The organism is Bradyrhizobium sp., assembly GCF_049581145.1.
GTDB lineage: Bacteria > Pseudomonadota > Alphaproteobacteria > Rhizobiales > Xanthobacteraceae > Bradyrhizobium.
The window spans coordinates 1-8,432 of sequence record NZ_JBAURI010000835.1 but is presented as its reverse complement, the minus strand read 5'-3'; the positions used below and the strand labels follow the sequence as shown (position 1 = coordinate 8,432).

Annotated in this window: 7 protein-coding genes; 4 read left to right on the top strand and 3 right to left on the bottom strand. The window is 65.5% G+C overall.

Features of this window, described 5'->3' with window-relative positions; translation table 11 throughout:
- Positions 1-176: 176 nt before the first annotated feature.
- From WCB02_RS27505 to uraD, 3 genes are read left to right on the top strand one after another with little or no spacing between them, the layout of a single operon-like run.
- Entirely contained in the window at positions 177-590 is a 414-nt protein-coding gene (locus WCB02_RS27505) for a DUF3830 family protein (RefSeq protein WP_423962907.1), read from the top strand.
- Positions 591-1,526 (top strand): allantoinase PuuE, encoded by a 936-nt coding sequence (puuE, locus tag WCB02_RS27500; RefSeq protein ID WP_423962906.1) that lies wholly within the window; start codon positions 591-593, stop codon positions 1,524-1,526.
- 6 nt (positions 1,527-1,532) lie between these two features.
- Positions 1,533-2,420, top strand: a complete 888-nt coding sequence (uraD, locus tag WCB02_RS27495; protein WP_423962905.1) for a 2-oxo-4-hydroxy-4-carboxy-5-ureidoimidazoline decarboxylase — start codon at positions 1,533-1,535, stop codon at positions 2,418-2,420.
- Positions 2,421-2,499: 79 nt separating this feature from the next.
- Here uraD and dinB read toward each other — a convergent pair whose 3' ends face one another.
- The 3 genes from dinB to WCB02_RS27480 form a co-directional block, all read right to left on the bottom strand.
- Entirely contained in the window at positions 2,500-3,747 is a 1,248-nt protein-coding gene (gene dinB / locus WCB02_RS27490) for a DNA polymerase IV (RefSeq protein ID WP_423962908.1), read from the bottom strand.
- A gap of 121 nt (positions 3,748-3,868) precedes the next feature.
- The gene (locus tag WCB02_RS27485; RefSeq protein ID WP_423962904.1) at positions 3,869-6,592 is read right to left on the bottom strand and encodes a molybdopterin-dependent oxidoreductase; all 2,724 of its coding nucleotides are present in this window, start codon (positions 6,590-6,592) and stop codon (positions 3,869-3,871) included.
- Between the two features lie 10 nt (positions 6,593-6,602).
- Complete coding sequence (locus tag WCB02_RS27480) at positions 6,603-7,427, bottom strand: FAD binding domain-containing protein (protein ID WP_423962903.1); 825 nt, start codon at positions 7,425-7,427, stop codon at positions 6,603-6,605.
- A gap of 130 nt (positions 7,428-7,557) precedes the next feature.
- Here WCB02_RS27480 and WCB02_RS27475 point away from each other — a divergent pair.
- On the top strand, positions 7,558-8,432 hold an 875-nt coding region (locus WCB02_RS27475; RefSeq protein WP_423962902.1), incomplete at its 3' end, for an amidohydrolase family protein.

Sequence of the window (8,432 nt, the reverse complement as noted above, 5' to 3'; positions counted from 1 at the left end):
GGTCAACGAGGCGCCGCCGCCGCCGGCGCAGGAAACGCAGCGCGGCGGGCTGTTCGGCCTGTCCTACGACCGCAGGGGCGAGCAATAGGCCGCAAGGAGGTGTCAGGATGGTGCTTGCGCCGGTGTTTCTTGGCTGCAATTGATAGCGTCGACTTTCCTCGACCGGAGAATCATGCATGAGCCGATTGATCATCTGCACCGGCGACTTCACCTTTCAGGCCCGCTTCGAGGAGCAGCTTGCGCCCAAGACCTGCGCGGCTTTCAGGAAGGCGATGCCGTTCGAGAGCCAGGTGATCCATGTGCGCTGGAGCGGCGAGGGCGTGTGGATGCCACTCGGCGATCTCGATTTCGGCGTCTCATACGAGAACCACACGAGCTATCCCGCGCCCGGCCAGATCATCCTTTATCCCGGCGGAATCAGCGAGACCGAGATTCTGCTGGCCTATGGCGGGGTGCATTTCGCGAGCAAGATGGGCCAGCTCGCCGGCAACCATTTCATCACCGTGACTTCGGGCCTGGAAAATCTCGCAGCGCTCGGCAAGAGCGTGCTCTGGAAGGGCGCACAGAACATCCGCTTCGAGATGGTGTAGATGGCGCAAGCCCCTTACCCGCGCGACCTCCGCGGCTACGGCCGCAACCCGCCGGATCCGCGCTGGCCGGGCGGCGCGCGGATCGCGGTACAGTTCGTGGTGAATTTCGAGGAGGGCGGCGAGAACAACATCCTGCATGGCGACCGCGCCTCGGAGGCGTTTCTGTCCGACGTGCTGGGCGCGCAACCCTGGCCGGGACAGCGTCACGCCAATATCGAATCGATGTTCGAATACGGCTCGCGCGCCGGCTTCTGGCGGCTGTGGCGGATGTTCGGCGAGCGCAAGCTGCCTGCCACCGTGTTCGGCGTCGCCACCGCGCTGCAGCGCAATCCCGATGTGGTGGCCGCGATGCAGGAGGCGGACTGGGATATCGCAAGCCACAGCCTGAAATGGATCGAGCACAAGGACATGTCGGAAGCCGAGGAGCGCTGGGAAATCGCCGAGGCGATCCGCGTCCACACCGAGGCGACCGGCGAGCGGCCGCTCGGCTGGTACACCGGCCGGTCCTCGATCAACACGATGAGGCTGGTGATGGAAGCTGGCGGCTTCCTCTATTGCTGCGACTCCTATGCCGACGATCTGCCGTACTGGGTCAAGGGAGCGGCTGGACCGCATCTGATCATTCCCTACACGCTCGACTGCAACGACATGCGCTTCGTCAACGCGCAGGGCTTTGGCGACGGCGAGCAGTTCTTCACCTATCTCAAGGACAGTTTTGACGTGCTCTACGCCGAGGGCGCGACGTCGCCGAAGATGATGTCGGTCGGCCTGCACTGCCGGCTGGCCGGGCGTCCGGGCCGCGCGGCGGCGCTGATGCGGTTTCTCGATTATGTGCTGAAACATGAGCGCGTCTGGGTGCCGACGCGGCTCGAGATCGCGCGGCACTGGCATGCCCATCTGGCCCATCTCGCCGCCGACGCACCCGAGATCGGATAGGCAGACATGTCGCAAACGACGCTTGCCGAATTGAATGCCTGCACGCGAACCGAGTTCATCGCAGCGCTCGGCAACATCTTCGAATATTCGCCATGGATCGCCGAGCAGGCCGCCTCCGCGCGGCCGTTCGTCGGGATCGGTGCGTTGTTCGAGACCATGAAGACGGCGGTGGAGCGCGCGCCGGCCGAACTGCGGCTCGCCTTGATCAAGGCGCATCCGGATCTGGCTGACAAGACCCAGCGTGCCGCCGGCCTGACCGCGGAATCCGACGCCGAGCAGAACAGCGCCGGTCTGGACCGGCTATCGGATGCGGAATACGACGCCTTCGAGCGCGTCAACAACGCCTATCGCTCGAAATTCGGCTTTCCCTATATCGTCTCGGTCCGCCGCCAGACCAAGGATTCCATCCTGCGCGATTTCGAGCGCCGGCTGCCGAACGATGTCAACACGGAGATGCAGACCTCGGTCGGGGAGATCTGCCGGATCGCGGCGTTGCGCCTCGACCAGCTGGTGGGGGCGGACGACCGGTTGCAGGTGCACGGCCGGCTCTCGACCCATGTGCTCGATACCCACAGCGGCAAGCCGGCGGCTGGAATTGCGATCGAGCTGATCGAATTGTCGGCGCTGGGCGCAGCGCGCGTGGTGACGCGCGCCATCACCAATGCCGACGGCCGCACCGACCAGCCCCTGATCGGTGGGCGCCCGGTGCCGATCGGCCGCTATGAGCTGATCTTCAACGTCGGCAAATATTTTGCCGAACGGCAGGTGCAGCTCAGCGACCCGCCCTTCCTCGACCAGATCCCGCTGCGCTTTGCCGTGAGCGAGCCGGAAGGCCATCTCCACGTGCCGCTGCTGGTCACGCCCTGGAGCTACGCGACCTATCGCGGCAGCTGAACCCGACGACCGCACCTTGTTGCCGTGTCTGGCCTTGAACGCGCACAAGATCTTCCCGCACATTCCTTGACAAACAACCTCACAACTCCTTTTCGGCGAGCTCGCGAAACTCATCGGGAACGGAGCGAGAGAGGCCGAGAACCACCGAGCCGTATCCGATGGCATCCCAACCGAAGCGATCGCGGATCTTGTCGATGGCGCGGTCTGCCGTCCAGCGGGCCAAGCCCATTCTGCTGCCGGGGCGGCGCGGTTCGTCCTGAAGTCCAAGCGGGAGTTCAAGCTCCAGGTCCCAGTGCTCTTCCAGATGTGACACGGAGATCGCCAGCAGCGAGATGATCTTCTCATCAGGGTGCTCGGCGAGGATCGCGCGCACCAGCTTCTCGGCGATCTCCGCGAGGATCACCGTCGCAGAAATCGGCGCGTCAAGCGTGACCGAGCGCGTGGCGGAGTTGAGATTGGCGAAGCGGACGCGGACCGTCACGGTTCGTCCCGGTCTGGACTTGCTTCGCAGCCGGCTGCCGATCCGGTCCGCAAGGTGCAGCAGTGTCGGCCGAAAAACCTGCTCCTCGGGAGGCTTCCTGCCAATCGCCGATTGCGCTCCAGCAGATCGTGTTCGTCGGTGCGTCCTGATCTCGCGTGGATCGCGATTCCACGCCAGCGCCGCGAGCTTCTCTCCTGCCGCAGGACCAAGCAACCGCTCGAGCGACCATCCCGGTGTCCCGGCCAGTTGCCCGATGGTCTCTACACCGATCTCGGCGAGCCGCGCCTTCGTGACCGGACCGACACCCCACATCAGCTCGACGGGCAGATCGTGCAGGAATTCCAGTTCGGTATCGGGATCGACGACCGTCAGCCCGTCGGGCTTGGCTACTTGCGAGGCAATTTTTGCCAGATGCTTGGTGCGCGCGACGCCGACGGAGATCGGAAGGCCAAGCTCCGATCGCACGCGTTGGCGGATCGCGCTGGCGATTTCGGCCGGCGGCCCGAACAGATGGGTGCAGCCCGCAACGTCGGCAAAGGCCTCGTCGATTGAAATCCGCTCGACCAGAGGTGTGAAATCTCCGATCACGTCGATGGCGGCGTCGCCCAATCGTTGGTAATCCCTGAAATGCCCATCGACGAAGGTGATTTGCGGGCAGAGTTCGCGCGCTTGCCGTCCCGTTATGCCGCCGCGGACTCCAAAGGCCCTGGCTTCATAGGAAGCGGCAAGCACAACCCCACCACCGACGGCGATAGGTTTGCCGCGCAGCGACGGGGCAAGCAACTGCTCTACCGAGGCATAGAAAGCATCCAGATCCGCATGAAGGATGGTCGCTGCGATTGCCATCCCGTTTTGCTCGCGGCGCTTCGAGGAGGTCTTCGACAAGAACATAATGAGAACATTCATGGCAGGTGTCAACTGCCTGATGAACGATGTGTCGCGCCTATCCTCAATCCTCGGGAAAGGACTATTCGCCAAACTTCTCCTTCAGCAAGGGCCACAGCCGGTCCGGCTTGAACGGCGTCGACGTGAAGCGGATGCCGGTGGCATCGGCCAGCGCGTTGCCGAGCGCGGCCGTCACGGGATTATAGGGACTTTCGCTCATCGATTTCGCGCCCATCGGACCGATCGTGTCTGAGGTGTCGGCGAAATAGACTTCGGTGCCCGGCACATCGGCGAATTGCGGCAAGTGATAATCGCGGAATCTCGGATTAACGACCCGGCCGCCGGCATCGATCACCATCTCCTCATAGAGTGCTGCGCCGAGCGCCTGCGCGACGCCGCCTTCGACCTGGCCGCGGCATTGCATCGGATTGGCGACGCGACCGGCATCGGCGGCCTGCACGCTTTTCAGGATCTTGATCGCGCCGGTGGCCTTGTTCACGGCGACCCGAAAACCCTGGACGTTGAAGGCGACGGAACGCGGCGTGCCCGCCGAGCTGCCGCTCGCGGTCAGCATCTCGCTCTGCCCGCGCGCGCTGGCCGCGATCTCCGCGAATGACAGCCGTTTGCCGGCACAGAGGACGGAGTCGTTGTCCAGCACGCAGCCGCCGGCATCGGCATGGGTCGCGCGCGCCGCAAACGCCTTCAGCGCATCGGCGAGATTTTCCGCCGCCGCCTGCGTCGCGCGTCCGGCGACGAAGGTGCCGGTCGACCCGTAGGCGCCGGTATCGTGGCCGCCATGCGCGGTGTCCGATTGCAACAGTCTGATCCTGTCGACGGTGGTCGCCAGCGCGCTCGCCGCGATCTGGCGATGCACGGTTGACGTGCCGTTGCCGAATTCGGCGGTGCCGACCACGAGCTCGAAGCCGCCATCGTCGCGTAGTGAAATCGTCGCGTCGGCGATGTGGCCATCGGGCGGCACGGTATCGATCATGGTCAGCGCGATGCCGTCGCCGATCAGCCAGTCGTCCGATAGTTCGATCCTCTCTCCGTCGGCCTCCATGGCGCGCTCGACCAGATCGAGGCACTGATCGAGCCCGTAGGAGCCATACTCCACGTCGTGGTAGGGCGAGGGCGGCGGCGACAGCATGGGGTCGCCGGGCTTGATGATGTTGCGGCGGCGCATCTCGAACGGGCTGAGGCCAAGCCGCCTGGCCAGTTCGTCGATCGCGGCTTCCACCGGAAACAGCGCCTGCGGCAGCCCATAGCCGCGGAAGGCGCCAGCCGGCACCGTGTTGGTGTAGGCGACGACGGCATCGACCTTCTTGTTCGGGCAGTTATAGACGCCGAGCGACTCGCTGCAGGCGTGAAACAGCACGGCGCCGGCATGATTGCCGTAGGCGCCGGTGTTGGAGAGGGCGTCGAGTTGCAGCGCCATCAGCCTGCCGTCGCTGTCGGCGGCGGCCGTCACCTTGATGCGCATCGGATGCCGCGTCGAGGTCGCGATGAACTGCTCCTCGCGGGTCAATTCGAGCTTGACCGGCCGGCCGGTCTTCAGCGCGGCAAGCGCCAGAATGTCCTCGACGAACATCTCCTGCTTGCCGCCAAAGCCGCCGCCGACGCGCTCGCAGAATACCCGGACCTTGTCGGGCGGAAGATCGAACAGCTCCGCAAGCGCCCGCCGCGTCAGGAACGGCACCTGCGTGCTCGAGCGGACGGTCAGGATGCCATCGGCATCGATCCAGGCAAGGCCGCCATGGGTCTCCAGCGCGGCGTGCTGGACACGCTGCGTGGTGAAGGTGCCTTCGTAGACTGCGGCGGCCTGTTTGAGCGCCCCGGCGACATCGCCGTATTCGCCATGGGCTTCGGCCACGATATTGCGTTGCGCATTGGCGACGCGCTGCTCGGGCGTCCGCTCGGGATGGATCATCGGCGCGCCCGGCGCGATGGCCTGTTCGACATCGACCACCGCGGGCAGCAATTCGTATCTGACGTCGAGCCGGCGGCAGCCTTCCTCGGCGGCGGCTTCGGTCTCCGCGATCACGGCGGCGACCTTCTGCCCGATGAAGCGCACGACGTCGTCGAGCACGCGGGTGTCGTCGGGATCCATCCACGCCTTCTCGTGCCGCGCGGTCGAGAACAGCCGCTGCGGCGCGTCCTCGGAGGTCAGCACGGCCAGCACGCCGGGCACGGCCAGCGCGGCGTTCCTGTCGATTGAGATGATCTTGGCGTGCGGGTGCGGCGAGCGTTTCAGCTTGATATGAGCGAGGCCCTCGATCGCGGTATCGAACGTATAGCGCGCCGTGCCTGTCACCACTTGCGGACCGGCGGGGGCGGGCAGGCTGCGGCCGAAGGCTTCGCCGGCCGCCACCTGCTCGATATTGCGCTTGCCCTGCAACGCATCCTCGATCGCGCGATAGCCGGTGCAGCGGCAGATGTTGCCCTTCAGCGCCGCGCCGAGATCCTGCCGCTGCGCCTGGTTCAGCGAGGCGCAGGTCAGGATCATGCCGGCGGTGCAGAACCCGCACTGGAACGCCTGCGCATCGATGAAGGCCTGCTGCATCGGGTGCGTCGCGCCTTCGGGCGCGAGCCCCTCGATGGTGGTGACCGCGTGGCCCTCGGCGCGGAACGCCGGAATCAGGCAGCTATGCACGGGCTCGCCGTCCAGCAGCACCGTGCAGGCGCCGCAGTCGCCGGCGTCGCAGCCTTTCTTGACGCCGAAATGGCCGAGCTCGCGCAGGAAGGTGCGCAGGCATTGCCCGGCGCGCGGCGCTTGCGCATGGCTCTTGCCGTCGATCTCGAAGCTCATGTCTGGAAGCTCATGGACGGGCCGTATGAAGTTCGTTGCGGATCTCCTCGGCGAGCCGCAAGGTCATCGCCTTGCGCCAGGCTGGCTTGCCATGGAGATCGTCGTGGTAATCATCATCAGGGATGGCTTGCAGGATCGCCTCGCGGAGCTCATCGGCCTGTGGCGCTCTGGCAAACGACAATCGAACCGGACGTTTGGTCGAGGCCGTCACCGTCAGCAACAATGCGCCGTCGGTCGCGAGGCTGCCGATCACCAGCGCCGCCGAACGGCCGATCGGCGTCAGCGAGATCTGGCGAAAGGCGGAGCGGCGCTTCAGCGCGGCGAGTGGGATGTCGATCTGGCGCAACAGGTCGCCGGGCTTTAGCACGTTGTGCTGGCTGCCGGTGACGAAGTCCGTGACGGCGACCTGGCGCTCGCCGCCGTCCGCCTGCCAGATGGTGCAGACGCCGTCGAGCGCCGCCGTGAGCGAGATCATCGGACCCGCCGGCAGCGACATGCAGAGATTGCCGCCGACGGTCGCGGTCTTCCAGATCTTGAACGAGGCCAGAAAGGCGCGGCAGCACTGGTTGATGACGGGCGCTGCCAGCCAGTCCGGCGGACAGGCCAACGCGTCGAGCTGCGCGATGCTGCAGGTCGCGGCGATCGACAGCCCCTGCGCGTCGATCGTCAGCGCCGGCCATTTCAGGTCGACGAGGTCGATCAGCCGGGTCAGGCTGGCCTGCGGTTCGGAGAACAGCCAGGTCCCGCCCGCGAGCCAAGCATCGCCTGCCGTCCAAACGGGCAGCTCGCTTCGCGTTTGCGGCCGGGCGACCTCGGTAATGGTATTCAAGTCCATGGATAGGCTTGCGCTTTCAATGACATGCTTGTCGCTGTAACAGTCCTGCAAGACCGACGCCAACCGCCCTGGTCTTTGAATTGCAAGGTGGCTCACGTCCCGTCTCAATCAACCGGAGCAGCGGCAGGCCATGGCGCAGACACAGGCGATCTGGATCAGGGATCCCCTCGGCATTCTCGCCGAGGGCGCGGAGCGCGGCATCGTGGTCCGCGACGGCCGGATCGTCGAGCTGGTGCCGGTGGGCGGCCAGCCCGCGACAGCGGATGCCGCGGGATTCGATGCCTCCCAACATGTCGTGGTGCCTGGGCTGATCAACACCCATCATCATTTCTACCAGACCCTGACGCGGGCGCTGCCGGCGGCGATGGATCGCGAGCTGTTTCCCTGGCTGCAGGCGCTCTATCCGGTGTGGGCGCGGCTGACGCCGGAGGCGCTCGAGCTCGGCGTCACCGTGGCGATGTCGGAATTGCTGCTGTCCGGCTGCACCACCACGACTGACCATCATTATGTGTTTCCGGCCGGGCTCGAGCAGGCCGTCGATATCGAGGTCGCCGTCGCCAAGCGGCTCGGCATGCGCGTGTTGTTGACGCGCGGCTCGATGAACCTCTCGCAGCGTGACGGCGGATTGCCGCCGGACAGTGTGGTGCAGGACGAGGACACCATCCTTGCCGACAGCGAACGCGTTGTCGCCAGGCATCACCAGCGCGGCGACGACGCCATGGTGCAGATCGCGCTGGCGCCATGCTCGCCATTTTCGGTGACGACCTCGCTGATGCGCAGGACCGCCGAGCTTGCCGAGAAGCTCGATCTGCGCCTGCACACCCATCTCGCCGAAACCGAGGACGAGAACAAATTCTGCGAACAGATGCACAACTGCCGGCCGCTGGATTATCTCGAGCAATGCGGCTGGCTCGGGCCGCGGACCTGGCTCGCGCACGGCGTTCATTTCAACACGGCCGAGATCAAGCGGCTCGGCAAGGCCAGGACGACCGTCAGCCATTGCGC